The organism is Cellulomonas sp. NPDC055163 (assembly GCF_053607065.1).
The window spans coordinates 62,362-86,864 of sequence record NZ_JBSGSU010000006.1 but is presented as its reverse complement, the minus strand read 5'-3'; the positions used below and the strand labels follow the sequence as shown (position 1 = coordinate 86,864).

Genomic DNA, 24,503 nt, shown 5'->3' with positions numbered 1-24,503 from the left:
CCCCGGGCGGTGCCCGCCGGGCCGGGGCGCACGGCACCCGGCCCGGCGGTTGCTGCGGGGTCCCCGGCGCGGCCGAGGACCGGCGCCGGCTACTCGCCGACCGTGAAGCCCTGCTCCTCGCCGTAGGAGGCCGAGGCCTCCTCCCAGTCCTTCAGCCCCTCGAGCAGCGTCGTGCCGCCGACGTACGCCTGGCCCGCGGTGTCGTTGAAGATGCTGTTCGCGTAGACCTGGAACGGCAGGTACGACCAGCCCTCGCGGACGTTCGCGGCGGACTCGGCGAGCACCTCGTTGACCTTCTGGCCGCCGAAGTACGGGAACTCCTTGCCGATGAACTCCTCGGACTCGAGCTCGGCGGTCGTCGCGGGGAACGCGCCGCCGTCGATGCGCGTCTGCACGCCGTCGCCCGCGTTGGCGTACTCGAGGAACGCGTACGCGAGCTCCTTGTTCTCGCCGGCCTCCATGACCGAGAGCGCGCTGCCGCCGTTCTCGGCGGTCGCCTCGTCGCCGGGCTCCCACTGCGGCATCGGGGCGACGCGCCACTTCCCGTTGCCGGCCTCGACGCCCGACTCGAGGTTCGCGGGCATCCACGCACCGATCGTCAGCGTCGCGATCGAGCCGTCACCGAGGCCCTGGTACCACTCGTCGCTCCACGAGCTGATCGGGGCGACGAGGTCCTCGTCGAGCAGCTGCTGCCAGGTCTCGGCGAACCGCGTCGACCCCTCGTCGTTCAGGTCGATCGTGACGTCGGTGCCGTCGACCTGGAACGGCTGGCCGCCGGCCTGCCAGATCATGCTCGTGGCGAAGCCCGCGTCGCCGGTGTCGTTGGTGATGTAGACGTTCGGGTCGGCGGCGTGCAGCGCCTTCGCGGCGGTCACGTACTCGTCCCACGTCGTCGGCACCGTGATGCCGTGCTTCGTGAAGACCTCCTCGTTGTAGAAGAGGGCCATCGGGCCGGAGTCCATCGGCAGGCCGTAGATCCCGTCGCCGACGTTCACCGACGACCACGGGCCGGGCGTGAACGTGCCGTCGAGCTCGCCCGCACCGAGGTCCGTGAGGTCGGCGACCGACTCCCCGAGCGCGAACTGCGGCAGCGCGTAGTACTCGACCTGCGCGACGTCGGGCACGCCCGAGCCGGCCGCGACCGCGTTCTGCAGCGCGGTGTACTGGTCGTTGCCGGTGCCGGCGTTGACGAGCTCGATCTCGACGCCCTCGTGCGCGGCCTCGAAGTCCTCCACGACCTGCTCGAGCGTGGGCTCCCACGCCCAGACCGTGAGCTTCCCGCCCTCCTCGGCGGCGGCCGACGGGTCGGAGGCGTCGCCCGAGCCGCCCGAGCAGGCGGCCAGGGCCAGGGCTGCAGCGCCCGCGAGCGCAACGGCGCGCACGGCGGGGCTCGCGGTGACGCGCCGGGCGCGTCGGGTGTGGGTCCTCATGGTGGGTCCTCTCACTTCGTCGTCGAGGTCGACCCGGTCGCGGGGAGCGACCGGCGGGGGTGGTCGGGGGTGGTCGGTGCGGCGGGGCCGGCGGCGCGGGCGCGCGGCCCGACGGGTCGGGCGACGGCGCTCACTCCTTGACGCTCCCGGCGGCCAGGCCGGACTGCCAGTACCGCTGGAGCAGCAGGAACGCGGCGACGAGCGGCAGGATCGTGAGCAGCGAGCCGGTGATAACGAGGTGGAAGATCGCCTCGCCGCCGGCCGTGGCGGCCTGCGCGTTCCAGGCGTTGAGCCCGAGGGTCAGCGGGAACCAGTCGGGGTCCTTGAGCATGATGAGCGGCAGGAAGTAGTTGTTCCAGGTCGCGACCATCGTGAAGAGCAGCACCGTGACGATGCCGGGAGCGAGCAGCGGCAGGCAGACCTGCCAGAACGTGCGCCACTCGCTCGCGCCGTCGACGCGCGCGGCCTCCATGAGCTCGGTCGGGATCGCCTCGGCCGCGAACGTCCACATGAGGTAGAGGCCGAACGGCGAGATCAGCGACGGGATGATGACCGACCACGGGGTGTTCGTCAGGCCCATCTGGCTGAACATGAGGAACGTCGGCACGGCCAGCGCGGTCCCGGGCACGGCCACCGCGCCGATGACGGTCGCGAAGACGCCGCGCTTGCCGGGGAAGTCGAACTTGGCGAGCGCGTAGCCCCCGAGCACCGCGAGCGCCGTCGCACCGCCCGCACCCGCGACGACGTAGAGCAGCGTGTTCGCGAGCCAGCGCACGAAGATGCCGTCGTCGTAGGTGAGCGTCGTCGCGATGTTGTCGACGAGGGCGAAGTCGCCCGCGAACCACAGCCCGAACGAGGACAGCAGGCCGGACTGCGTCTTGGTCGCGTTGATGACGAGCCAGACGAGCGGGACGAGGCTGTACACCAGCACGATCCCGGCGAGCACGGTCAGCGTGATGCTGCGGCGGGGGCGGGCGCTGCGGGCACGAGCGGCGCGGGCCGGTCGTCGGGTGCCGCGGCCGGGGGCGTCGTCGCGCGCGGACGGGCGGATCCGGGGCGCCGGGCGGGCGGGACGCGGGCGGTCGGACGAGGAGGTGCCGGGCTGGGCGGTCACGGTCATCAGCTCGCCTTCCGCATGCCGCGCAGCTGCACGGCGTAGGCGACCGCCATCGTGACGAGCCCCATGAGGATCGCGACGGTGGCCGAGTAGTTGTACTGCTGGCCGGAGAAGGACAGCGAGTAGGCGTAGAGGTTCGGCGTGAAGTACGTGGTGATCGCGTTGGGCGCGAGGCTCTGCAGGATGCTCGGCTCGTTGAAGAGCTGGAAGCTGCCGATGATCGAGAAGATCGTCGCGATGACGAGCGCGCCACGGATCGCGGGCAGCTTGATCGCAGTGATGACGCGGAGCTGGCCGGCGCCGTCGAGCTCGGCGGCCTCGTAGAGCGACGTCGGGATCACGCGCAGCGCCGAGTAGAAGATCAGCATGTTGTAGCCGACGAACTCCCAGGTCACGATGTTGCCGATCGAGGCGAGCACGAGGTCCGGCGAGAGCGGGTTGGGCAGCGAGGTGCCGAGCGCGTCGTTGATGTTGCCGACGAGCCCGAACCGCGTGCCGTACATGAACCCCCACATGAGGGTCGCGACGACGGCCGGGACGGCGTACGGCAGGAAGATCGAGATGCGGAAGAACCCCGCGCCGTAGAGGCGGCCGCTGTCGATGGCGAGCGCGACGACGAGGGCGATCGCGAGCATCACGAGGACCTGCACGAGCAGGAACAGCCCGACCCGCCCGAGCGCCTCCCAGAACTGGCTGTCGGCGAGCGCGCGCTGGTAGTTCGCGAGCCCGACGAACGCGTTGCCGCCGACGAGCTGGTTGCGGAACAGGCTGAGGTACAGCGAGTACGCGATGGGCGCGAGGAACACGAGGGCGAACACGGCCATGAACGGGCCGATGAAGGCCCAGCCGGTGAACGACCGGCGGGCGCGGCCGCCCTGTCGGGGGCGCAGGGCCACGGGGGCCGGTGGGGCGGACGTCGTCGTCATCGCGGTTCTGGTGCCTTCCGGTGGCCTGGATCAGGCCCGGTGGGTGTCCGATGTTTGCGCAACCATAGGAGCATGCTCTGGGATGTTTGCGCAACCATAGGGGTGCCCTAGGCTGTCCGCGACGAGCCCGGCACGGGCCCGCGCAGGGGACGCAGGGAGTCTTCGAGGTGGAGCGATGAGTCCGGACGACGGGACGGCGACGGCCGCCGGCGCCCCAGGTCAGACGCCCGCCGACGCCCCCGCCGCCACCCGGACCGCGGCCCGTCGGCGCGTGTCGATGGCCGACGTCGCCCGGCACGCCGGGGTCTCCGCGCAGACCGTCTCGCGCGTCGCCAACGGGTACGAGGGCGTCGTCGAGGAGACCCGCGCGCTCGTGCTGGCGTCGATGCGCGAGCTCGGCTACCGGCCCAACAGCGCCGCTCGCGCACTCAAGAGCGGCGAGTTCCGGACCATCGGCGTCATCGTCTTCACGCTCTCCACCACGGGCAACATGCGCACGCTCGAGGCCATCGCCACCTCGGCCGCCGCCGCCGGCTACGCGATCACGCTCATCCCCGTCGCCGTGCCCACGCAGAGCGACGTGCGCGGCGCCTTCACGCGCCTCGGGGAGCTCGCGGTGGACGCCGTGATCGTCATCATGGAGGTCCACCTCCTCGACTCCTCGACCGTGACGCTGCCCCCCGGGGTCGAGGTCGTCGTCGTCGACTCCGACGCGGGCGACCGGTACGCCGTCGTCGACACCGACCAGGCCGACGGCGCCCGGCAGGCCACCGAGCACCTCCTCGACCTCGGCCACGGGACGGTGTGGCACGTCGCCGGGCCCGAGCCGTCGTTCGCCGCGGAGCGCCGGGCGCAGGCGTGGCGCGCGACCCTCGAGGCGGCCGGGCGCCCGGTGCCCGAGGTCGTGCGCGGCGACTGGTCCGCCGAGTCGGGGTACCGCGCAGGCCTGACGCTCGCGACCGAGCCGACCTGCACCGCGGTCTTCGCCGCCAACGACCAGATGGCCCTCGGCCTGTACCGCGCGTTCGCCGAGAAGGGCCTGCGCGTGCCCGAGGACGTGAGCGTCGTCGGGTTCGACGACTACCCCGAGGCCGCGTCCTTCAGCCCGCCCCTGACGACCGTGCACCAGGACTTCTCCGAGGTCGGGCGGCGCTGCGTCGACCGGGCGCTGCACCAGCTCACCGCGGGTGAGCCGGACGTCGGGACGACCCTCGTGCCCACCCACCTCGTGGTGCGCGCGAGCACGGGCACGCCGCGCGCGGGGGCCGGCCGGGGCTGACGACCGGCGTCGACACCCTTGTTACCGCGAGCGACGCCGGGCCGGGGGAACGCAGGTCCGCGGAGCGAAACTTTCGACTTGAAAGGATTCAGACGGCTCGGACCCCTCCTCGGCGGGCGAGCGCTTACCTACCTTGGGGCGCGGACGCGGTCCCCGGGGCGACGAGGCCCGGGGCAGCGCACCCGCAGCGCTGCGGCGACCGGCCGGCGGCGCCACGTCGCGAGGGAGACGTCATGAGAGCACGGAGGATGGCGGCGGGGGTTCTCGCCGCCGCGACGGCGGTCGGCGCCGGGGTCGTCGCCGCAGAGAGCGCCCAGGCCGCGATCGGCTGCCGCGTCACCTACGCGGTCTCGAACGAGTGGTCGGCGGGCTTCGGCGCCGCCGTCACGGTCGAGAACCTGGGCGACGCCGTCAACGGCTGGACGCTCGCGTGGGACTTCCCTGCCGGGCAGACCGTCACGCAGGCGTGGAACGGCGTCGCGAGCCAGTCGGGCACGCGGGTGAGCGTCACGGACGCCGGCTACAACGCGCAGGTCCCGTCGGGCGGGACGGTCGCGTTCGGGTTCAACGGGTCGTGGAACGGGACGGCCAACACCGCCCCGGCGTCGTTCACGCTCAACGGGACGGCGTGCACCGGGACGGTCACCCCGACGCCGACGCCGACGGTGACCCCGACGTCCACCACGACGCCGACGCCCACCCCGACGGTCACGACCACCCCCACGCCCACGCCGACGACCACCACCCCGCCTGCGGGCGCGTGGCAGGCCGAGGACCTCGACCGCGGGCTCATCAGCGTCCGGTCCGGCTCGGGCAACCTCGTCCAGTGGCGACTGCTCGGCACCGAGGCCGCGTCGACGGGCTTCCACGTCTACCGCGGCGGCACACGCGTGACGACCTCGCCGGTCACGGGATCGACCAACTACGTCGACGCCGGGGCGTCCGCGAGCGCGAGCTACACCGTGCGCGCGGTCGTCAACGGCACCGAGCAGGCAGCCTCGGCCCCGTCGCTGACCTTCGCCAACGGCTACCTCGACGTCCCCATCTCCAGGCCGGGCTCGGGGTACGTCGCCAACGACGGGTCCGTCGGCGACCTCGACGGCGACGGCCGGCTCGAGGTCGTGCTCAAGTGGGACCCGACGAACGCGAAGGACAACTCGCAGGCCGGGGTCACCGGCAACGTGTACCTCGACGCGTACCAGCTCGACGGGACGCGCATGTGGCGCATCGACCTGGGCCGCAACATCCGCGCGGGGGCCCACTACACGCAGTTCCAGGTGTACGACTACGACGGCGACGGCAAGGCCGAGATCGCCGTCAAGACGGCCGACGGCACCCGCTCGGGCACCGGCCAGGTCATCGGCAGCGCGAGCGCCGACCACCGCAACGGGGACGGGTACGTGCTGAGCGGGCCGGAGTACTTCACGGTCTTCCAGGGCCAGACCGGCGCGATCGGCGCGACGACCGACTACGTGCCCGCGCGCGGCACCGTGTCGAGCTGGGGCGACTCCTACGGCAACCGCGTCGACCGCTTCCTCGCCGGGACCGCCTACCTCGACGGCGTGCGGCCGTCGATCATCATGGCGCGCGGCTACTACACGCGGGCCGTCGTCGTGGCCTGGGACTACCGCGACGGGAGGCTCACGCGCCGCTGGACGTTCGACTCGAGCTCCAGCACGTCGGGCAACAGCACGTACGCCGGGCAGGGCAACCACGCGCTGACGGTCGGTGACGTCGACGGCGACGGCCGCCAGGAGATCGTCTACGGCGGCGCCGCGATCGACGACGACGGCCGCGGGCTGTGGAACACCCGCACCGGCCACGGCGACGCCGCGCACCTCGGCGACCTCATCCCGAGCCGCCCCGGGCTCGAGTACTACAAGGTCACCGAGTCGGCGTCCCAGCCCGACTCCTGGATGGCCGACGCCCGCACGGGCCAGCTCCTGTGGCAGACGCCCGGCACCACCGACAACGGCCGCGGCGTGTCCGGTGACGTCTGGGCCGGCAGCCCCGGTGCCGAGTCGTGGTCGTCGTCGGACTCCCAGCTCCGCAACACGTCCGGCACGGCGGTCGCCCGCAAGCCCTCCTCGGCGAACTTCCTCGCCTGGTGGGACGGCGACCCCGTCCGTGAGCTGCTCGACGGCACGCGTGTCGACAAGTACGGCACGGGCGGCGACACCCGGCTGCTGACCGGCTCGGGCGTGCACAGCAACAACGGCACGAAGGCGACGCCCACGCTCTCGGGCGACATCCTCGGCGACTGGCGCGAGGAGGTCGTCTGGCCGACGTCCGACGACAGCGCGCTGCGCATCTACGCGACGCCGGTCGCGACCGACACCCGCGTGTGGACGCTGCTGCACGACCAGCAGTACCGCACCGCGATCGCGTGGCAGAACACCGCCTACAACCAGCCGCCGCACCCGTCGTTCTTCCTGGGTGCACCGTTCACGCTCCCGGCCCAGCCGCGGGTGTACGTGCGCTGACCTCGTGCGGGCCGGTCGGGGATGCCCCGGCCGGCCCGCACGCGTGCCCCCGGCCCCAACGGGCAGGCTGCCTCGCGGGGCGCCCGGCGTAGCGTGGAGAGCGTCGCGCAGGGGTCGAGGGGGATCGCCGTGAAGCGCTCGTGGGCGTGCCTGGCCGTCTCCGTCGTCCTGCTCGCCGGACCGGGCGCCGCCGTGGCGCTCGCCGGTCCCGCGGACGCCGCGTCGGCCGCGACGGCGGTCGGCGCGGCCCGGGCGGACGTCACCGACCAGGCCGCACAGCCCGACGGCGGCTCCCACCACCCGCGGCACGGCCGCCCGCTGCACGTCGCGATCGGCGACTCGCTCCCCGCCGGCCAGCAGTCCGTGCCGCCCGCGGTCGACTTCCCCACGACGGCCGCGCTCTGGAAGGCCAACGGCTTCGTCGCCCGGTTCCACGCGGTGCTCCCGCGCCGGCTGGACTGCTCACCGGGCCACGGCCGGCACGGTGCGGACCCCGACCACCACGGGCGCGGCTGCCGCGGGATCGAGCTCGTCAACCTGTCGCGGACCGGGATCCCCGGCGTGGCCGGCGGTGTCACGACCGAGACCGTGCTCGCGCCCGGCGACCAGCTCGACCAGGCCGTCGCCCTCCTCGACGCCCGCAACCAGGACCGCTCCCGTCGCAACGACGTCGAGGTCGTCACCGTGTCGGTCGGCGGCAACGACCTGTACGGGCCGGTCGTCGCGGCGTGCGTGCTCGCGACGACGCCCGCGTGCCTGCCGACGCTCGAGGCGACGTTCGCGGGGTTCGTCACGCGGTACGACGAGATCCTGCGGACGCTCCGCGAGCACGCCGGGCCCGGCACGCTCATCCTCGGGATGACGTACTACAACCCCCTCCCGTTCTGCGACCTCGGCGCGAGCGACCCGGCGCGCGTGCGGCTGCTCGGCGACGCGATCCTCGAGGGCGGCACGCTGGGCGGCGTGACCCTGCCGGCCGGCTTCAACGACCGGCTCCGCGAGGTCGCCGCGCGCTACGACGTGACCGTCGTCGACACGTTCGGGCTCCTCGGCGCCGGGGACTTCGTCGGCGGCACCGACTGCACCCACCCCGACGGCGACGGCCACGAGCGGCTGGCCCAGGCGTTCGCGGCGGCGCTCCCCCGCTGAGCGACGGTGCGCCGCACGGTCGACCGCCGCTCTCCCGGTGTCCACCCCGCCGACCGGCGGGCGTCAGCACGCGCGGTTAGCCTCGCGAGGTGACCGAGCTGACCTCCCTGACGACCGAGCCCGTCGAGCTGCCCGGCGTGCGCCCGGCGGACCCGCCGACCGAGATGCTGCCGGGCCGGCTGTGGCACGGCGGCTGCCCGGTCGACTTCGACTGGGTCACGGCGACGGGGATCCGCGCGGTCGTCGACATCGCCGACGCCGACGCGCATCCGCCGGCCGGCGCGACCGACGGCCTGCTGTACCTCAAGGCCCCGCTGGTCGACGGCGACGACCTGCCCGAGCCGGCGCTGACCCTGCGGCTCGCGACCCTCGTCGCCGGCCTGCTCGACGACGGCTACCGCGTGCTCGTGCACTGCACGTTCGGCCGCAACCGCTCGGGGCTGATCGTGTCGCTCGTGGTCCGCGAGGCGCTCGGCCTCACGGGCGCGGAGGCGCTCGCGCACGTGCAGGCGCACCGCGAGGGCACGGTCAACAACGCCCGCTTCGCGGAGTGGCTCCGCAGCCTCCCGGCGCCGCGCTGACCCCGGGCGCCGTCAGAGCGGGGTGCGCCACTCCCGGACCGCGTCGTCGAGCCAGATGTGCGTGCGCCCGTGGTGCGCGTCGTCCCACAGCCGGAACGCGACCCCGCCGAGCTCCGCGACCCGGTCGAGCACCGCGCGCCCGTCCCACGTGAGCACGTCGAACCCGTAGGCGGCGCAGAACCCCCGGTACGTGGCGGCGTCGATCTCGCCCGCGACGAACCGCCGGGCCGCGCTGGTCAGGTCGTACTCGCGGGGCGCGCGGGCGACGAAGTCGAGGTCGATGAGCAGCGGCGTCGTCCCGGCGCGCACGGTGTTGCCGGGCGAGACGTCCCCGTGCACCGTCCCGACCCCGAGCTCCGAGCGCAGCCCTGCGACCGCGTCGAGCAGCGCCGCGCGGGCGTCGAGCAGCACGCCCGCGGCGTCGTCGGGCAGCGCGGGGACCTGCGAGACGACGCGTCGCAGCGGGTCCCAGAGCGGGACCGCGGCGTCGGCGTGCAGGTCGTGGAAGCCGCGCAGCAGCGCCCCGGTCTCGGCCCAGTCGGCGGACCGTCCGCCCGCGATCCACGGCGAGACGGTCACGACACCCGACGACGTGACGACCGGCGCGCACACCGGCAGCACCGCGACGGGCGTGCCGGCCAGCGCCTCGGCGGTCGCCGCGAGGTGCGCCGGGTCGGTGCCGGGCGGGTACACCTTGACCGCGCGCCGACCCGCCCTCAGCACCACGGTCGTGAGCGCACTGACGACGTGCGCGCGCGGCAGCCGGAACGGCAGCGCGAGCCGGGCCTCGGCGACGGCGTCGAGCGCGTCCTCGGCGCCCCAGCCGGCGGTCGGCAGCGGGAGGGCGTCGGGGCGGTCGTCGACCGGGCGGCGGGTGGCGGCGGGAGCGGCGGTGCCGGCGTCGCGCGTCCCGGGGTGAGCGGCGTCGTCCCCTGGAGCGTCGCGCCCCGGAGCGTCGTGCCCCGGACCCGCGTCGCGCGTCCCGGGGTGAGCGGCGTCGTCCCCTGGAGCGTCGCGCCCCGGAACGTCGTGCCCCGGACCCGCGTCGAGCGGGCTGTGGGCGCGGGCCGCCGTCGCGGTGCCGAGGCTCGCTGCAGGGGCGAAAGACATGGGGTCTCCCGGTCGTCGTGAGGGTGCTCCACCGCACGACGTCGGGCGGGCCCGACCGGGTTGGGAGTTGGAGAGTACAGCCCGGCATCCCGCGCGCCCAGTGCCCGGCGACGACCCGCCCGGGTGAACCCGACCGATCGGTCGGACACATCGGCGGGAGTCCGTCGCTGCGCGGTGCGGGCGCGTGCTGCGCGGTGCGGGCGCATGCTGCGCGGTGCGGGCGCATGCTGCGCGCGCGTCGCGCCCGTCGCGTCACCCGGGCGTGTGGGTGCCGTGCGCCATGCTCTCGTCACCCGCCCGAACGGCCGCGGCGGCACCTGTCGCCGCGGCCGGGTGGGGCCAACGCACGCCGCCGCGCTCCCCGCACGACAGCCGCCGTCGGCCGCTCCCACCGACGCAGGAGACCCGATGTCCTTCCAGGCGTACCTCGACACGATCGAGCAGAAGACCGGCCTGACCCCGCGCCAGCTCGTCGCGATCGCGCACGAGAAGGGCCTCGACGCGCCGGGCGCCAAGGCCGCGGGGGTCGTCGAGTGGCTCGCCACCGACTACGGCCTCGGGCGCGGGCACGCGATGGCGCTGTGGCACGTCCTCACCAAGGGTCCGACGATCAGCACCAAGCACGTCGGGACCGACGGGGTCCACCGCGACGAGTCCGACACGCTCTGGCTCGACGGCAGGGCGACGAAGCCGAGCTGACGCGGGCGGGGCTCGGCGCGCGCCCGGCGCGCGTGGACCGCGACGGGCGCCGGCGCGGTCTCACCCACGGCGACCTGCACCGCGGCGCCTCAGCCGAGCAGGCGGGTCATCTCGGCGATCTCCGCGGTCTGGTCCTCGATGATCCGCGCCGCGAGAGTGGTCGCGTCGGGGTTCTCGCCGCCGTCGACCTCGACCTGCGCCATCGTGATCGCGCCCTGGTGGTGCTCGATCATCAGCGTGAGGAACGCCTCGTCGAACGCCGCACCGTCGGTCGACTCGAGCTGCGCCATCTGCTCGTCCGTCATCATCCCGGACACGGAGCCGTGGTCCATGTCGCCGTGGCCCATCCCGGCCATGGCGTCGTCCGCGGGGATCTCGGCGTCCCAGACATCGAGCCACACGGACATGGTCCCGATCTCCGGGCCCTGCGCAGCGGCGATGCGGCCGGCCAGCTGGAGGACCTCGGGCGTCTCGGTGCGGTCGGTGGCGAGCCCCGCCATCTCGACCGCGTCCCGGTGGTGCACGATCATCTGCTGCGCGAACTGCACGTCCGCGTCGTTGTGCTCCGCGGACACCTCGCTCGCCGTGCCGCCCGGCGTCGTGCTGCCCGACGTCGACCCGGAGGTCGTCCCGCCGGTCGAGGCATCCGACGCACCCGGCCCCGCGTCGTCGGCGCAGGCGGTCAGCGTGAGCAGGAGGGCGAGGCCCGTGGCGGCTGCCCACGGCAGCGTGCTCGTCCTTGGCGTTCGCGTGGTCACGGTGGTGCTCCTCGATCGGTCGGCCGTACGGTCCGTGGGCGAGCCGCCCGGGACCGGCTCCGCCGACCGCATCATCGCCCCTTCCGGACGCACCGCTCCACCCGGACCGACCGACCGCCGTCGGGGACCCTGGGAGCAGCGCGGGTGAGCGGCGCCGTCCAGAACCGGCGCACGAGAGCGCGAACGTCCACGAGGTCGCGTCCGACGACCGGCGGACGCGCGGACCCGGCGCCAGCCCTCGTCCAGGATGCGGATGACCGGGTCCCGCGCGGCGCCGCGCCCGGTGATGCTGGGTGCATGGACACCGCCTGGGCCACCGACCTCGCCCGCCGCTGGGAGCGCGACTGGAACTCCCACGACCTCGACGCGCTGCTCGCGCACGTCGCCGAGGACGTGGTCTTCACGTCCCCGGTCGCGGCGCGCGTCGTGCCGGGCAGCGAGGGCGTCGTCCGCGGCAAGGACGCGCTGCGGGCGTACTGGGCCCGCGGGCTCGAGCTGCTCCCGGGGCTGCACTTCGAGGTCGTCCAGGTCTTCGCGGGTGTCGGGACGGTCGTCATCGCGTACCGCAACCAGGACGGCGGGCTCGTGAGCGAGGTCCTCGAGCTCGAGGACGGGCTCGTCGTGCGCGGGCACGGGACCTACCTCGTCTGACGGCCCCGGTCTCACCCGCAGGTCCCGCGGCTTCATCGGCCCCGGTCTCACCCGCAGGTTCCGCGGCTTCATCCGCCCCGGCGCTCCACCCCGGACGGCCCCGGGTCGATAGACTGAGGCAGAGGCCCCGCTGCTCTAGCCCCCTGCAGCAGCGGGGCCTCCTCCATGCCCGGGCACGGATCGCGGGGGCCTTCCCCAGGCCCGGCACGGACCGCCCAGGCGTCCGGCCCCTGGAGCCGGCACTGGTGCGGCAGGGTGGTCGGCATGCTCGAGGACCACGCAGCCGACGCCGCTCCTGCCGCGCCGACGCCGCACCGGGTCGGGCCGCGCGAGCGCACGCTGTGGCTGGTCACGCACGCCGAGGCGACGCACCACGTCGACGGGCTCGTCGGCGGGTGGTTCGACTCCGCCCTCACGCCCCGCGGCGAGCGCGACGCGGAGCTCGCCGGGCGGGAGCTGCGACGGCGCGTGCCGCCCGGCGCCGACGTCGAGGTGGTCGCGTCCGACCTGCGGCGCGCGCAGCAGACCGCGACCGCCGTCGGCGCCGCGCTCGGGGTGAGCCCGTCGCTCGACGCCCGGCTCCGGGAGAAGTCCTACGGGGTCGCCGGCGGACGGCCGCAGGCGTGGCTCGACGCGCGGCTCGTGCCGCCCCCGGCGTCCGGCGACCGGCTCCGGCACGACGAGGGGGTGGCCGGCGCCGAGCCGTGGCTGACCTTCGCGCGTCGCGTCTACGCGGGGGTGTCCGAGGTGCTGAGCCGCCCGCGCGACCACCAGGTCGTCGTCGCGCACGGCGGCTCGGGCCAGCTCGTCGTCGCCGCGTGGCTCGGGATCCCGGTCGAGGCCACCGGGTACGCGCGCTTCCGGCTGCCGGCCGGGAGCATCACGGAGCTGCGCGAGGACGGGCGCTTCCACAACCGCGAGGTCACCGAGCTGGGTTCGACCGCGCACCTCGGGCTCAGCGCGTGAGGAGAGCACGCTCCGTGCCTGCCGCCCGTCGCAGCGTCGCCGTCACCGGCAGGTTGTGCCGGAAGACGTCGTCGGGGTCGTAGCGCTCCTTGAGGGCGAGCAGCCGGGCCAGGGTCGCCGGCGGGAACGCGTCCTCGACGCGCTCGGGCCGCGGGTCGGTGTCGAAGCTGCCGTACAGCCCGGACCAGTGGTGGGCCATCGCGTCCCACAGGCGGTCCACCCGGTCCCGCTCGGACCCCATCGCGACGAGCGAGAACCCGGCGCTGCGGTGCGCGTACGCGGTCGCGTCGGCCGGGACGTCGTTGACGGCGCCTCCCGCGGAACGGATCTGGAAGAAGTGCACCGCGCCGCCGCGCACCAGGCGCTCCAGGTCCGTCGCCAGCTCGGGCGTCACGTGCTCGACGAGCGAGGAGCGGGACACCGGTTCGCCGTAGCCGGCGTGCACGTCCGCGGTGCGGCGCACCACGCCCGTGTAGGGGAGCACGTGCACGGCCTGCTGCACGAGCGGGGCCAGCATCGCGAACGGCTGCAGGCGCTCGACGATCGTCTCGGGGACGTCGGAGTCGACGACCGCGAGCAGGTGCGCCACGACCTGCCCGCCGCGCGGCGCCCCGACGATGAGGAAGGGAGTCACGTCGCGCGGGGCCGCCTCGACGAGGGCCGCGAAGTCGTGCAGGTAGCCGGCGACGTCGTCGACCGCGAACGAGAGCTGCGCGAACCCGACGTCGCCGACCTCGTCGACCTCGAACTCGAACGACGTGACGATCCCGAGGTTGCCGCCCGCGCCGCGCAGACCCCAGAACAGCTCCGGGTGGTGCTCGGCGTCGGCGCGCACGACCGACCCGTCGGCGAGCACGACGTCGGCCGCTCGCACGTGGTCGATCGTCAGGCCGTGCTCGCGCGCGAGAAACCCGAGCCCGCCCGCGGTGGCGAGGCCGCCGACGCCGACGCCGCCGTAGTCCCCCGACGTGAGCGCCCACCCGTGCGGCTGCAGCGCCTCCGCGACCGCACCCCACCGCGCACCGGCACCGATCCGCACCCGCCGCGTCGCGACGTCGAGCACCTCGATGCCGTCGAGGTGGCGCAGGTCGAGCACGATGCCACCGTCGTTCGTCGACCGCCCGCTGATGCCGTGCCCGCCGCTGCGCACCGCGAGCGCGACCGGCTGGGTCCGCGCCCAGGTCAGCGCGGCGGACACCTGCGCGGTGTCGCGCGGCAGGAGCACGAGGCCGGGCCGTCCGGCGCGCAGGTAGTTCGAGCGCATCGCGGGGTACCGGGTGTCGCCGGGCTCGACGGTCTCGATGCCCGCCGGGACGGTGTCGTACGCGATGCCTGCCCGGCGCGCGGACCGGACGCGCGCGCTGCGGGTCGGGGCCTGCGGCGGCCCCGCCGCCAACGACGCAGCGCGGGTCGCGGCGACCGCGGACCGGACCGCCGGGGCGACCTGGGTGGCCCACCGGTCGAGCACCTCGGCGTCCTGGGTCGCGAGCAGGACCGTGTCGATGCCGTCGTCGACGACGAGTCCGACGACCTCCTCGACCGTGGGCACGCCAGACGCACCGGAGAGCGTGAGCGCCCGCCGCACGTCGCCGGGCTCCCGGCCGTGCCGGGCGGCGGCGCGGTCGAGCCGGTCCTGCCGGGGCCCGACGCCGGTGAGCGCGTCGCCCGTCGCGCCGAGGTCGAGCCACCAGCCGTCGGCCGTGCGGGCCGCGAGGTCGACCGCCGCGTCGTCGGCACCGGCGAGCCAGACCGGCACGTCGTGGGCCGGCGCCGGGCCGCGCGCCGCACCGGGGACGGGGTGTGCCGGACCGGGGGCGACCAGGGGCGCCCGGTCGGGGGTCCACATGCCCCGGAGGACGGCCACGGCCTCGTCGAGCGCGTCTGCCGCGCCGCCCGCTCCCCCGCCCGCTGCGCCGTCCGCGGCCGGCGTCAGCGCGAGCTCGACGCGCCCTCCGGTCAGCAGGTCGAGGCTCGCCACCGCCCGCGCGAGCACCGCAGGGGGCCCGTCGACGGCGAGCCCGCCGGCGACCAGGGTGATGCGCTGGGTGACTGCCGCCACCCAGCCGAGGGCGGTCCAGGCGTCGAGCCCGTCGCCCCCGCCGACCGCACCACGGCCGCCCGCGTCGCTCGCGCCCGCGCGGCTCCCGCTGCTCCCGCTGCTCCCGACCGCGCCCCCGCCGACCGCGCCCCCGCCGACCGCGAGCACGTCGAGCCCGCCCGCCTCCGCCGCGGCGGCGAGCCGGGTCAGCAGTGCGGGATCGCCCGCGTCGCCCCGGACCGCCGCGCCGAGCCGCAGCGTGTGGCCCGCGTCGCCGCGCCCGCTCATGCGCCGGCCCCGGCGGTCCCGCGGTGCGCGGCCACGAGCTCCCGGAGCGCCGGGCCGACCTCGCCGCCGAAGAGGCGCAGCGCGCGCTCGTCGTCCCCGGCGAGGATGAAGGTGCTGAACCCGTGCTCGACGACGAGCTCCCCGAGCTCCTCGACCCACTGCGTGACGGGCCCCTGGAGCGGCCCGGCGGACCGGTCGGTGAACGTCCCGCTGATGTTGAGCAGGCGCCGGACGTCCGCGGGTCGGCGCCCGGCGGCGAGCGCGGCGTCGTCGATGCGGGCGTTCGCGCCGGCCATGTCCTGGGGCGAGCCGAGGTAGGAGAGCGAGGGCAGCCAGCCGTCGGCCTTCTGCCCGGTGAGCGCGAGCATGCGCGGCTTGTAGGCGCCGAGCCAGATCTCCATGGGGTGCGCCGGCGCCGGTCCGCGCTTGGCTCCGTGGACGGCGTGGACGGTGCCGTCGACGCGGAGCGGCTGGCGCGTCGAGTCGTCCCACACGCCGCGGATCACGTCGATCGCCTCGCTGAGCGCCGTGACGGCCTGGCCGGGCGTGAGCCGGTGCCCGCCCATCGCCTCGATCGCGTCCCAGAACGCCCCGGCGCCGAGGCCGAGCTCGACGCGCCCGCCCGAGAGCCGGTCGAGGCTCGCGGCGGCGCGGGCGAGCACGGCGGGCGGACGCAGCGGGAGGTTGAGCACGTTGCCCGCGAGGCGGATCCGCTCGGTGCGCGCGGCGACGTACGACATCAGGGTCCAGGTGTCGAGGAACGCGGGCTGGTACGGGTGGTCCTGGAACGTCACGAGGTCGAGCCCGGCGGCCTCGCTCGCGACGGCGAGCCGGACGGGCGCCTGCGGGTCGGCGTTCGTCGGGGTGAGGAACGACCCGAGCAGCAGGTCGTGGCCGTGGTCAGCCATGGCGGGCGGTCCCTTCGACGGATCCGTGTTGTCGAGCAGACCGTATGTCGGGCAGACGATCTGCGCAAGCGACGTCTCCGGCGTATGCTGCGGGCGTGGAGACGACGACGGCAGCCGGCGGCGGACGCCTGGGGCACGACGAGCTCGGGTGGAGCCTCGGCGTGCTGCTGCGGCACTACCAGGAGCAGGTCGGGCCTGTGCTCGACGCCGTCCCGCACCGCCACCGCGGCTTCCAGGTCCTCGCCTCCGTGGTGCACGGCGACCAGCGCAGCCAGCTCGCGCTCGCCGGGCACCTCGGCATCGACCGGACCGTGATGACCTACCTCGTCGACGACCTCGTCGCCGCGGGCCTCGTCGAGCGCCAGGTCGACCCGGCCGACCGGCGCCAGCGCCGCCTCGTCCCCACCACCGAGGGGCGCACGACCCTCGCCCGGCTCGAGGACGACGTGCGCGCGGCCGAGGACGCCGCTCTGCACGTCCTCGAGCCCGCCGACCGCGCGGCGCTGCGCCACCTGCTCTCCGCCGCGGCGTGCGCGCTGCGCGGCATCACCCCGGCGCGCGACGTCTGCGCGGCCGTCGAGGGAGAGCTCGGGCTGACCGCCCGCTGACGCGTCCCGTCACCCGTCCCGCGGCCCGCCCGGCCCCGCGCTCCGCCGGCCCGTCCCGCCACCACGCCCGCCCGGTTCCTGCGCTCCCCCGACGCCGGCCCTCGCCTCGTCGGGCCCGCCACGACGCGCCCCATCGGGCACCGTCCGTGCCCTCCCCGGCCGTATCCCCCGGCCCGGCGCCGCCTCCACCCAGGTGACCGCCGACCTCCGGCGGCCGGACCAGGAGGCACCCCATGACCACCACACCCGAGAAGACCGACGCCCCGGTGACGGCGCGCTCGCTGCGGCGGCGACGCGAGGAGGAGGCCACCGAGGCCCCTCCGGGCGGCGAGTTCTCCCTCTACGAGTTCGCCCTGCCCGACGGCGACGAGGTCGAGTTCGTGCGCGACGAGCGCGGCACCTACCGCGTCGTGGCCCGCACCCGCGGCGACGGCGTCCGCGTCGAGCCGCCCTACCCGACGCTCGAGGTCCAGCGGCTCGACCGCGAGCTCGTCGAGCAGCTCGGCGACGTCCGCGAGCTCGACGGCTACCGGCCGCCGTTCGCGGCGCTGCGCTCGTGGCCGCACCTGCTCGAGCGCGCCGGGGGGCTCGGCGAGGACGAGGACCGGCCCGCGAACGTGTTCCAGCCCGACTCCCGCTACGTCTACCAGGACACGTCGTTCCCGTGGCGCATCGTCGGCCGGGTCTGGGGTGCCGGCGGGACCGGGACCGGCGCGGTCGTCGGCCCGCGGCACGTGCTCACCGCGAGCCACATGATCGACTGGCACGACGACGGCGGCGCCGGGTGGGTCACCTTCTCGCCCGGGTACTACAACACCAACGGACCGTGGGGCGAGTACCACGCGACCACGATCCTGTCGTGGAACAAGGCCGAGGGCGGGCTCACCGACCTCGAGACCGCGTTCGACTACGTGGTGCTCGTCATGGACCGTCCCGTCGGCGACCACGTCGGCTACGCCGGCTACCGCTCGTACGACGGCGGCTGGAACGGCGGCGCGTACTGGCAGCACATGGGCTACCCGGGGGACCTGACCGGGACCCAGCGGCCGGCGTTCGTCGGCAGCGCGGTCGTCTCGTCGACGTCCGACGAGTCCGTGTCCGGCCAGGACGGCCTCGTCATGGGCCACTTCAACGACATCACGGGTGGTCACTCCGGCGGCCCGGTGTGGGGCTGGTGGGGCTCGGAGCCGTGGCCGCGGGTCGTCGGCGTGCAGTCCGCCGAGTCCGGCACCCCCGGCCCGACCACGTCGGGCGACAACGAGTTCGGCGGCGGGTCGGCGCTCAGCGCGCTCATCACGTACGCGCGGTCGAACTTCCCCTGACGGGCGTGGGGCGACGCGTCGCGATGCTGCGGCGCGTCGCTCTCGCGCGCCTCGAGGACGTGGGGCGGCGCGTCGCGAGCCTGCGGCGCGCCGCTGTCGCGTACCCCGGTGGGCGGGCCGAGGTCAGGCCGGGCGCCGGGCCGCCACCCGGTGCGCGAGGCCGGCCGTGCCGACCTGGTCCGCGTGCTCGACGACGAACCCGGCCTCGACGGCGGACCGGCGCGGCGCGCGCAGCAGGTGGTCGGCCTGGAACCGCACGGCCAGCGGGTCGAGCACGCGCTGCACCGCGCGCGCCCAGCGCGACGACGCGGGCCCGTGCTCGACGAGCACGAGCCGTCCCCCGGGGCGCAGCACGCGCCGGGCCTCCCGCAGCGCGGCGCCGGGGTCCGGCACGGTGCACAGCGCGTACGTCGCGAGGACGGTGTCGACCGTGCCGTCGGGCACGTCGAGGCCCTGCACGTCGCCTTGCCGCAGCTCGACGCGGTCGCCCAGCCCGAGGTCGCGCACGCGAGCGCGCGCCCGGTCGAGCATCGCCGCCGAGAGGTCGACGCCGAGCACGCGCGTGACCGCCGCCGGGTACAGCGGGAGGTTGAGCCCGGTGCCGACCGCGAGCTCGAGCACCGCACCGGACGCCCGTGACGTCGCCCACGTCCGCTGCTCACCGAGCAGCCGCCGCTCCGCGACCCGCGTCTCGTCGTCGTAGCCGTCGGCGCGCGTGTCGAAGTACCGCCGCGCGCGCTCGGTCGCGCGGTCCTCGGGGCGCGGGGCGTCGTTCACCAGACGGGCCGCAGCCGGAGCGGGTGCTCGAGCGCACCGCCGTCGGCGGCGAGGTGATGGAGGTCGGCGCGCAGGGCGGCGAGCCGCTCGGTGCCGAGCACCTCGGCGGCGGCCCTCTCGACCTCGGCCCACGCCTGCGTCGCGGTCCGGACGGCGGCCCACCCGTCCGCGGTCAGCACAGCGAGCCGGGCCCGGTGGTCGCGCGGGTCGGCGCGGCGCTCGACGAACCCGGCGCGCTCGAGCCCGTCGAGCAGCTGGGAGGCCGCCTGCTTGGTCACGCCGAGGTGCTCGGCGACCTCGGAGCCGGAGGCCCCGCCGGTGCTCGCGAGGAGCTGGAAGGTGTAGCCGTGCGCAGGCCGCAGGTCGAGGCCACGGTCGGCGAGCAGCGCGTGCGTGCGGTCGAAGACGGCGCGGGTCGCGACGAGGAGCAGCTCGGGCAGCCCGAGGGCCTCGGTGACGTCGGGGGTGCGGGGCGTCCCGGCCATGCGAGCCTCTCGGTCAAGTTGCTTGACCGACGGCGACGCCGGCCGTACTGTCGTCTCAGTCAACCACCTTGACTGACCGAGGAGCAACCGATGACCGCCGCCCGCGCCAGCACCGCCCGTGTCCACACGATGCACGGCTTCACCTTCCGACCGCTCGCGACCCCGGCGCTCGGCACGCACGAGCTCGCGCTGTGGCAGGTCGTCGCGCCGCCCGGGGCGCAGAGCCCGCCCCGCACGATGAGCCGCGAGGAGGTCCTCGTGGTGCAGGACGGACGGCTCGTCGCGACCGTCGCCGACGAGCGCCACGAGCTCTCGGCCGGCGACGCGCTCACCGTCCCCGCCGACGCCACGTTCGCCCTCGCCAACCCGTTCGACGAGCCCGCCCAGGCGCTCGCCTGCACGAGCGCGGGGATGCAGGCGACCGTCGGCGGACGCACGATGTCGCCGCCCTGGGCCGCGTAGCCGGACGTCCCGCCGCACGCAGCCCGGGGGGGCGACGGAGCTCGCCGGCCACAGAGCCTCCAGCCCGGCGGCACCGCCGCGGACCGGCCCGTCGCGCGACGCCGCCGGCACCTCCGCCGACGGGCACGACCGTCACCGCGTCCGCAGCACCTCCGCGACGAACCGCGCGGAGCGCTCGCGCAGCCCGGCGACGCGGCGGGCGACGATCTGCTCGCGCACCGACTCCAGGTCGCTGCCCGCCTCGGCGCGCGTCGGGGTGCGGCGCACGTTGCGGGAGCACCGGAACTCGGTGCAGACCAGCGTGCCGATGGTGTCGCCGCGCCGGCCCAGCGCTCCGCCGCGGCGGGCGACGTAGAGCGACACGTCCTCGGTCTCGACGACGTCCTCGCACCACGCGCACACCGCCCGGCGCCGCTTGCCCTTGCTGGCGTCGCCCGAGCGGAGCAGCACCCCGACGGGCTCGTCGTCGAGCTCGACGACGACGTACGCGGCGAGCGGCGCCTTGCGGTCGCGCCAGCCGAGGTAGTCGAGGCGGTCCCAGCGCAGCGCGTCGAGGTCGGGGAGGGTCGCCTGGGCCGCCTCGCGGCGGGAGGCGTTGACGAAGCAGGCACGGAGCTGGGTCTCGGTCAGGGGGTTCATGGGTTCTCGGTCTCTCCGGTGGGGTCGGGGCCACCGGCCGGCGCACCGGACGGTGCACGGCGACGCGTCCGCGACCCGGGTGACCGGGCGGCGGGCGGCTGGTGGCGGGGCAGGGGCCGGCCCCGCCCGCAGCCCTCACCGGGGCACGGCGCGCACGGTCGGCCGCCCGGGGTGGGCGGTGGACCGGCGTGTGCCGTGCTCGGGGTCAGACGTGCGTGACGAGGCTCCCGGGTGCGCCTGAGCAGGCCAGGGCGGCCACCCCGCATCCCGCGATGCCCAGCATCCGCTCGCTCCCCGTTCCACCGACGACGCGGCCGCTGCTCAGCACGCAGCGTCCGGCCCTCGATGGTGCACCGCGCGGGCTGGACGTGCAACAGCCGTGGCTCCGGGTCAGGACCGGGCATCACCCCGTCGGGGTGACGACCCCGCGACCCGCGGCCGACAGCGTGAGGCATCAGCGGGTGGTGCGAAGGGTGCCGCCCGCGTCTCGACGGGGAGACGACCTGGCGGGCGGCCCGAGGTCGCCGTGCCCACGTCGGGGAAGTCCGCGGAGGACGAGGAGGTGCCATGACCCACGACGCACCGGCGGTCGTCGCCGACCCGCCGTTCCGGGTCCCGGTCGGAGACCTCGTCCGGCTGACCGCCCCTGCCGTGGTCGTCGGGGTCGGGTCGGCCCTGACGCTCGTCGGGCTGAGCCGGCTGGCGGGCGTGATCGAGCACTGGGTCTGGGACGACGCGAGCGCGGCGGTCGGGCTGGCGTCGGACTCGGCGCCGTGGATCGCCGCGGTGCTCACGGCGACCGGGCTGCTCGTCGGCCTCGTCGTGCGCTACGCGCCCGGGCACGCCGGGCCGGACCCCGCGACGATCGACCTCGTCGCAGACCCGCTGCCGCTGCGCGTGCTGCCCGGGCTGGCCCTGGCCCTCGTGCTCATGCTCGCGGGCGGCGTGAGCCTCGGCCCGGAGAACCCCGTCATCGGCGTCAACGTCGGCCTCGCGGTCGCGCTCGGGATGAGGTTCCTCCCCAGGGTCCGGGCGCCGATCTGGTTGGCGATGGCCGTCGCCGGGACGGTCGGCGCGCTGTTCGGCACCCCGATCGCGGCTGCCCTGGTGTTCTCGGAGCTCGACGCGGGCGACCGCCGCATCCCCCTGTGGGACCGCCTGTTCCCACCGCTGGTCGCGGCCACCGCGGGGTCGCTGACGATGCTGCAGCTCGAGGACCTCACGCTGTCCGTCTCCGTGCCGGCCTACACGTACGGGGGTCTGCCCGATCTCGGCCTCGCCGTCGCCGTCGCGGTCGGCGCCGCGCTCCTCGGGCTCGCCGCGGTGTACCTGTTCGTGCCCGCGCACCGGCTGTTCCACCGCCTCGGGCACCCGGTCCTCATGCTCGGCGCCGGTGGCCTCGTCCTCGGCCTGCTGGGCGCCCTCGGCGGCGAGGTCACCCTGTTCAAGGGCCTCACGCAGATGCAGGAGCTGCCCGGCCTCGCGGCGACCACGACGGCGCTCGGCTTCCTGGCCGTCGCCGGCATCAAGCTCCTGGCGATGCTCGTCGCCGCGACCTCCGGGTTCCGTGGCGGGCGGATCTTCCCCGGGCTGTTCGTCGGGGTCGCGGTCGGGTTCGCCGTGCACCAGGCCTGGGACGCGGTGCCGCTGGCCCTCGCCGTCGGCGCCGCGGTCGTCGGCATCGTCGTCGCCGTCACCCGCAACGGCTGGCTCGCCATCTTCATCGCGGCCGCGGTGGTGCCGCAGGTCGACCTCGTCATCCCGCTGCTGCTCGCGACCCTCGCCGCCTGGCTCGTCGTGACGAACCGCCCGGCGCTGATCGTGCCCTCGGAGCCGGCCGCGCACCCGGTCACGCGTCCGTCGTGACCTCCGCCGACGCGAGCGGCACGTCGAGCCCGACGACGCCGAGCTCGACCCGGCTGATGCCGTCGAGCGGGACGGCCGACGAGGCACCGAGCCCCGCGGCGACCCGCGAGCCGGTGCTGGTCCACGTCGCGACGACGGTCCGCTCGCCCGCCTCGTCGACCAGCACGAGCTCGTAGACCCCGACAGCGAGCTCGGCCGCCTCGTACTCGCACGACCAGTCGAGCCGCGTGCCCCAGCGGGCCGGGGCGAGCGTCAGGTCGGCGCTCACGCCGGACTGCCCGACCGGGGTCAGCGTCACGGTCCGCGCCGCCGCCTCCGCGACGACCGCGGGCGCGCGCCCGTCGTCCCCGAGCTGCGCCGTCACCGCCCCGACGACGCCGCTCGCCGCGACCAGCCCGGCGGCGGCGGCCGCGAGGAGCGTGCGCCGGCGGCGGGTGCGCCGCTGCGCCGCGTGCGCGAGCGAGGCGAGGGGCACGAGCGTCGACGTCGACTCGTCGTCCGCGTCGCCGGACGCGCCCGGCCCGGCCGAACGGAGGTCGACGGCGGAGCCGCTCTGGGGCGCGGCCGGCATGGCTACGTCCGCCGGCACCATCCCGAGCAGCGCCGGCATCCCCGCGAGGTCGCCCACCGCCTCCCGGCACGCCGGGCAGCCCGCGAGGTGCTGCTCGAACTCGCGCCGCTCGTCGGGCGCGAGCGCTCCGAGCACGTACGCGGCGTCCCACTCGCGGTACGGGTCGGCGGTCATGACGTCACCCCTCTCTCCTGGAGCGCGAGCCGCAGGGCGCGCAGCGCGTAGTGCAGACGGGACTTCACGGTGCCGGGCGGGATGCCGAGCTCCGCGGCGAGCTCGGCGACCGAGCGGCCGCCGTAGTAGGCCCCGACGACGACCGCCCGGTGCTCGGCGGACAGCCCGTCGAGCGCGTCGCCCACGAGCCACGCGTCGAGCACCGCCTGCGTGCCGTCGCCCGTCGGGGCGTCGGGCACCTCCCCCGTCGTGAGCTCGCGCCGGCGGTGCGCGCTGCGCACGTCGTCGACCACGAGGTTGCGCGCGACCGTGAACAGCCACGCACGCACCGACGCCTCGGGGCGCGTCAGCACCTCGGGGTTCCGCCACGCGCGCAGCAGCGTCTCCTGCACCACGTCCTGCGCCCGCGCCGGGTCGGTGAGGCGCACGACGTACCGGTGCAGCGCGGCGCCGTGCGCGGCGTGCACGGCACGCAGCAGCTCGTCGGCGTCGGCGTCGGGGGTCATGGGGTGCTCGTCGGCCCGCCGTCAGCCGGCCGCGAGGCGCAGGTCGAACTCGACGAACCCGGTGTCCTCGACGCTCACGAAGCCGAGGTTCGGCGCCTCGACGCCGTAGTCGGCGAACGTCACGGGCACGGAGCCGATCACCTGGACCGCGTCGCCCGACGCCGCGATCTGCGCGTCGACCGTGACGGGCTGCGTGACGTCGCGGATCGTGAGCTCGCCCGCGAGCTGCGCGCTCGTCGCGCCCTCGGCGAGCTCGACGGGCTCGGTCAGCGTGAACGTCGCCGTGGGGTACGTGTCGACCTGCAGCGCGGTGCCGCGGAAGTAGTCGTCGCGGCGCGCCTCGTCGGTCGCGATGCTCGCCATGTCGACCTCGACCGTCGCGCCCGTGAGCGAGCCCTCCTCGACCGTCACCGTGCCCGTCACGTCCTCGGTGCGCCCGGTGACGGTGATGTCGTTGCCGCTGAGCACCTCGTCGACCCGGTACCCCGCGAACGAGCCCTCGCCGACCGTCCACGTGCCGTCGGTCGCGGCGGGCGCCGCCGCGCCCCCGGTCTCGGCAGGCGCCGTTAGCGTGGGCGCCGCCTCGGTCCGGCTGTTCTCGGCGTCCGCGTACAGCCGTGGCCCCACGACCAGCCCTGCCGCGAGCACCACCACACCGACCCCCGTACCCGTGATCACCTTCGTGCGCTTGTCCATCGTCCTGCCTCCTG

24 protein-coding genes are annotated in these 24,503 nt (G+C 75.5%); 11 read left to right on the top strand and 13 right to left on the bottom strand.

What is annotated here, in order from left to right; translation table 11 throughout:
* Positions 1-89: 89 nt before the first annotated feature.
* The 3 genes from ACWFNE_RS12915 to ACWFNE_RS12905 form a co-directional block, all read right to left on the bottom strand.
* Positions 90-1,430: an ABC transporter substrate-binding protein gene (locus ACWFNE_RS12915; RefSeq protein WP_452122836.1), complete on the bottom strand. Its 1,341-nt coding sequence runs from the start codon at positions 1,428-1,430 to the stop codon at positions 90-92.
* A 130-nt stretch (positions 1,431-1,560) separates the two neighbouring features.
* Positions 1,561-2,553, bottom strand: a complete 993-nt coding sequence (locus ACWFNE_RS12910) for a carbohydrate ABC transporter permease (RefSeq protein ID WP_452123118.1) — start codon at positions 2,551-2,553, stop codon at positions 1,561-1,563.
* Positions 2,550-3,473: a carbohydrate ABC transporter permease gene (locus ACWFNE_RS12905; protein ID WP_452122835.1), complete on the bottom strand. Its 924-nt coding sequence runs from the start codon at positions 3,471-3,473 to the stop codon at positions 2,550-2,552. The genes ACWFNE_RS12910 and ACWFNE_RS12905 overlap by 4 nt, the downstream gene beginning before the upstream one ends.
* A 175-nt stretch (positions 3,474-3,648) precedes the next feature.
* Between ACWFNE_RS12905 and ACWFNE_RS12900 the strand changes: the two genes are divergently transcribed.
* The 4 genes from ACWFNE_RS12900 (at position 3,649) to ACWFNE_RS12885 (ending at position 8,965) form a co-directional block, all read left to right on the top strand.
* Positions 3,649-4,752, top strand: a complete 1,104-nt coding sequence (locus ACWFNE_RS12900; RefSeq protein WP_452122834.1) for a LacI family DNA-binding transcriptional regulator — start codon at positions 3,649-3,651, stop codon at positions 4,750-4,752.
* A 233-nt stretch (positions 4,753-4,985) separates the two neighbouring features.
* Entirely contained in the window at positions 4,986-7,235 is a 2,250-nt protein-coding gene (locus ACWFNE_RS12895) for a rhamnogalacturonan lyase family protein (protein ID WP_452122833.1), read from the top strand.
* A gap of 129 nt (positions 7,236-7,364) precedes the next feature.
* Complete coding sequence (locus tag ACWFNE_RS12890) at positions 7,365-8,384, top strand: SGNH/GDSL hydrolase family protein (protein WP_452122832.1); 1,020 nt, start codon at positions 7,365-7,367, stop codon at positions 8,382-8,384.
* Between the two features lie 89 nt (positions 8,385-8,473).
* Positions 8,474-8,965, top strand: a complete 492-nt coding sequence (locus ACWFNE_RS12885; RefSeq protein WP_452122831.1) for a protein-tyrosine phosphatase family protein — start codon at positions 8,474-8,476, stop codon at positions 8,963-8,965.
* 12 nt (positions 8,966-8,977) lie between these two features.
* On the opposite strand, the gene ACWFNE_RS12880 is transcribed toward ACWFNE_RS12885, so the two are convergent.
* The gene (locus ACWFNE_RS12880; protein ID WP_452122830.1) at positions 8,978-10,075 is read right to left on the bottom strand and encodes a phosphotransferase family protein; all 1,098 of its coding nucleotides are present in this window, start codon (positions 10,073-10,075) and stop codon (positions 8,978-8,980) included.
* A 408-nt stretch (positions 10,076-10,483) separates the two neighbouring features.
* Here ACWFNE_RS12880 and ACWFNE_RS12875 point away from each other — a divergent pair, with 408 nt between their 5' ends.
* Positions 10,484-10,774 carry a DUF4287 domain-containing protein gene (locus ACWFNE_RS12875; protein WP_452122829.1) on the top strand — a complete coding sequence of 97 codons (291 nt, stop codon included), beginning with the start codon at positions 10,484-10,486 and terminating at the stop codon, positions 10,772-10,774.
* Positions 10,775-10,863: 89 nt separating this feature from the next.
* On the opposite strand, the gene ACWFNE_RS12870 is transcribed toward ACWFNE_RS12875, so the two are convergent.
* The gene (locus ACWFNE_RS12870; protein WP_452122828.1) at positions 10,864-11,532 is read right to left on the bottom strand and encodes a DUF305 domain-containing protein; all 669 of its coding nucleotides are present in this window, start codon (positions 11,530-11,532) and stop codon (positions 10,864-10,866) included.
* A gap of 297 nt (positions 11,533-11,829) precedes the next feature.
* On the opposite strand from ACWFNE_RS12870, the gene ACWFNE_RS12865 reads away from it, so the two are divergent.
* Positions 11,830-12,183 carry a nuclear transport factor 2 family protein gene (locus ACWFNE_RS12865; protein WP_452122827.1) on the top strand — a complete coding sequence of 118 codons (354 nt, stop codon included), beginning with the start codon at positions 11,830-11,832 and terminating at the stop codon, positions 12,181-12,183.
* A 264-nt stretch (positions 12,184-12,447) separates the two neighbouring features.
* Complete coding sequence (locus ACWFNE_RS12860) at positions 12,448-13,149, top strand: histidine phosphatase family protein (RefSeq protein WP_452122826.1); 702 nt, start codon at positions 12,448-12,450, stop codon at positions 13,147-13,149.
* On the opposite strand, the gene ACWFNE_RS12855 is transcribed toward ACWFNE_RS12860, so the two are convergent.
* Both ACWFNE_RS12855 and ACWFNE_RS12850 read right to left on the bottom strand, forming a co-directional pair.
* Positions 13,139-15,475 (bottom strand): LLM class flavin-dependent oxidoreductase, encoded by a 2,337-nt coding sequence (locus ACWFNE_RS12855; protein WP_452122825.1) that lies wholly within the window; start codon positions 15,473-15,475, stop codon positions 13,139-13,141. The genes ACWFNE_RS12860 and ACWFNE_RS12855 overlap by 11 nt on opposite strands.
* The gene (locus ACWFNE_RS12850) at positions 15,472-16,383 is read right to left on the bottom strand and encodes an LLM class flavin-dependent oxidoreductase (protein WP_452122824.1); all 912 of its coding nucleotides are present in this window, start codon (positions 16,381-16,383) and stop codon (positions 15,472-15,474) included. Before ACWFNE_RS12850 ends, ACWFNE_RS12855 begins: the two co-directional genes overlap by 4 nt.
* Positions 16,384-16,478: 95 nt before the next feature.
* On the opposite strand from ACWFNE_RS12850, the gene ACWFNE_RS12845 reads away from it, so the two are divergent.
* Entirely contained in the window at positions 16,479-16,991 is a 513-nt protein-coding gene (locus tag ACWFNE_RS12845) for a MarR family winged helix-turn-helix transcriptional regulator (RefSeq protein WP_452122823.1), read from the top strand.
* Between the two features lie 233 nt (positions 16,992-17,224).
* A complete protein-coding gene (locus ACWFNE_RS12840; RefSeq protein WP_452122822.1) occupies positions 17,225-18,313 on the top strand; it encodes a trypsin-like serine peptidase in 1,089 nt (362 codons plus the stop codon).
* Positions 18,314-18,436: 123 nt separating this feature from the next.
* Here the strand turns inward: ACWFNE_RS12840 and ACWFNE_RS12835 are convergent, their stop codons facing one another.
* The gene (locus tag ACWFNE_RS12835) at positions 18,437-19,090 is read right to left on the bottom strand and encodes a class I SAM-dependent methyltransferase (RefSeq protein WP_452122821.1); all 654 of its coding nucleotides are present in this window, start codon (positions 19,088-19,090) and stop codon (positions 18,437-18,439) included.
* Positions 19,087-19,575 (bottom strand): MarR family winged helix-turn-helix transcriptional regulator, encoded by a 489-nt coding sequence (locus ACWFNE_RS12830; protein ID WP_452122820.1) that lies wholly within the window; start codon positions 19,573-19,575, stop codon positions 19,087-19,089. Before ACWFNE_RS12830 ends, ACWFNE_RS12835 begins: the two co-directional genes overlap by 4 nt.
* 90 nt (positions 19,576-19,665) lie before the next feature.
* Here ACWFNE_RS12830 and ACWFNE_RS12825 point away from each other — a divergent pair, with 90 nt between their 5' ends.
* A complete protein-coding gene (locus ACWFNE_RS12825) occupies positions 19,666-20,037 on the top strand; it encodes a cupin domain-containing protein (RefSeq protein ID WP_452122819.1) in 372 nt (123 codons plus the stop codon).
* Between the two features lie 132 nt (positions 20,038-20,169).
* Here the strand turns inward: ACWFNE_RS12825 and ACWFNE_RS12820 are convergent, their stop codons facing one another.
* Positions 20,170-20,676 (bottom strand): FBP domain-containing protein, encoded by a 507-nt coding sequence (locus ACWFNE_RS12820; protein WP_452122818.1) that lies wholly within the window; start codon positions 20,674-20,676, stop codon positions 20,170-20,172.
* A 567-nt stretch (positions 20,677-21,243) separates the two neighbouring features.
* Here ACWFNE_RS12820 and ACWFNE_RS12815 point away from each other — a divergent pair.
* Positions 21,244-22,542: an ion channel protein gene (locus ACWFNE_RS12815; RefSeq protein WP_452122817.1), complete on the top strand. Its 1,299-nt coding sequence runs from the start codon at positions 21,244-21,246 to the stop codon at positions 22,540-22,542.
* Here the strand turns inward: ACWFNE_RS12815 and ACWFNE_RS12810 are convergent.
* The 3 genes from ACWFNE_RS12810 to ACWFNE_RS12800 are packed head-to-tail and all read right to left on the bottom strand — an operon-like array spanning position 22,526 to position 24,489.
* A complete protein-coding gene (locus tag ACWFNE_RS12810) occupies positions 22,526-23,287 on the bottom strand; it encodes an anti-sigma factor family protein (RefSeq protein WP_452122816.1) in 762 nt (253 codons plus the stop codon). The two genes, ACWFNE_RS12815 and ACWFNE_RS12810, sit on opposite strands and share 17 nt — an antisense overlap.
* Positions 23,284-23,793, bottom strand: a complete 510-nt coding sequence (locus tag ACWFNE_RS12805) for a sigma-70 family RNA polymerase sigma factor (protein WP_452122815.1) — start codon at positions 23,791-23,793, stop codon at positions 23,284-23,286. The genes ACWFNE_RS12810 and ACWFNE_RS12805 overlap by 4 nt, the downstream gene beginning before the upstream one ends.
* Positions 23,794-23,814: 21 nt before the next feature.
* Positions 23,815-24,489 carry a YceI family protein gene (locus tag ACWFNE_RS12800; protein WP_452122814.1) on the bottom strand — a complete coding sequence of 225 codons (675 nt, stop codon included), beginning with the start codon at positions 24,487-24,489 and terminating at the stop codon, positions 23,815-23,817.
* Between the last annotated feature and the right edge of the window lie 14 nt (positions 24,490-24,503).